Raw genomic sequence first — 774 nt, 5'->3', positions numbered from 1 at the left:
CGCCGGCGGACTGCTCGCCGGCGGCGAGCTGCGCGCCCGCGCCCACGCGCTCGCCCACGCACGCAGCGTCGAGGCGCTCGCCACCGCGCGCGCCGCACTGATCGGCTATGCGATCAGCTATGCGGAGACCCACCCCGGCGAGGGCTACGGCTTCCTGCCCTGCCCCGACGCCGCCAACACCGGCTCGACCCCGATCGGCGCCTGCGGCGCGCGCGGCACCGCCGCGGTCGGCCGCCTGCCCTGGCGGACGCTCGGCCTTCCCGAGCTGCGCGACGGCTGGGGCGAGTGCCTGTGGTACGCGGTCGCCGGCAGCGTCAAGCACAACCCCAAGCCGCAAGCGCTCAACTGGGACAGCCCCGGGCAGTTCCGCCTGCTCGACCCCGCGGGCCGCGCGCTGCCGGTGGCGGCCGCAGACGGCATGGCGGTCGCGGTCGTGTTCAGCCCGGGACCTCCGCGCTCCGGACAGATCCGCCCGGGTACCCGGGGCACGAGCTGCGCCGGCGGAGCTTCGACGGCCGATCTCGCCCACTACCTCGACCCCGGCCACCCGCGGGCGGGGAGCGGCGAAATCGACATCGCCCTCCATCCGGCCACCCTCGACGAAGAGGCGCCCAACGACCTCGCCGCCTGGATCGGCCTCGACGACCTGTTCGACGCGCTGCGCCGGCGCCGCGACCACGCCGGCCATGTCGACGCGATCCTCGCCCGCAGCGCCAACGCGCTCGCCGCCCGGCTCGCGGCCGATCGCGCCGCCTGGCTCGCGCGCCACGCCCG

Annotated in this window: 1 pseudogene; it reads left to right on the top strand. The window is 77.3% G+C overall.

Annotated elements, in window-relative coordinates:
• A pseudogene (locus C667_RS23565) lies at positions 1-774 on the top strand (hypothetical protein); the annotation flags it as partial.

The sequence above is a fragment of the Thauera phenylacetica B4P genome (genome assembly GCF_000310225.1).
Classification (GTDB): domain Bacteria; phylum Pseudomonadota; class Gammaproteobacteria; order Burkholderiales; family Rhodocyclaceae; genus Thauera; species Thauera phenylacetica.
The sequence above is the reverse complement of the archived record's forward strand: the minus strand, read 5'-3'. Positions and strand labels throughout refer to the sequence as shown.